The sequence below is a fragment of the Mycobacterium sp. pUA109 genome, from assembly GCF_041287095.1.
Classification (GTDB): domain Bacteria; phylum Actinomycetota; class Actinomycetes; order Mycobacteriales; family Mycobacteriaceae; genus Mycobacterium.
This window is the reverse complement of sequence record NZ_JBGGKS010000064.1, coordinates 1-388: the sequence shown is the minus strand read 5'-3', so window position 1 is coordinate 388 and position 388 is coordinate 1. Positions and strand designations below refer to the sequence as shown.

1 protein-coding gene is annotated in these 388 nt (G+C 59.5%); it reads left to right on the top strand.

Translation table 11 applies throughout. The annotated features are described in order from the left end of the window. Positions 1 to 388: ATP-binding cassette domain-containing protein (locus ACAG26_RS27685; RefSeq protein ID WP_370486274.1), on the top strand; the 388-nt coding region annotated here is incomplete at both ends.

The following is a 388-nucleotide window of genomic DNA, read 5'->3' as shown; positions in this document are numbered from 1 at the left end:
AGATCCGTGACATCGTCATGGAAAAGCTCGCCTTGGTCGGTTTGGGTGGGGATGAGAAGAAGTTCCCCGGTGAGATCTCCGGTGGTATGCGCAAGCGTGCCGGGCTGGCGCGGGCGTTGGTGTTGGACCCGCAGATCATCTTGTGCGATGAGCCGGACTCGGGTTTGGACCCGGTGCGTACCGCGTATTTGAGCCAGTTGTTGATCGACGTCAATGCCCAGATCGACGCCACCGTGTTCATCGTGACGCATAACATCAACATCGCCCGCACCGTGCCGGACAACATGGGCATGTTGTTCCGCAAGCAGTTGGTGATGTTCGGGCCGCGTGAGGTGTTGTTGACGTCGGATGAGCCGGTGGTCAAGCAGTTCCTCAACGGGCGCCGGAT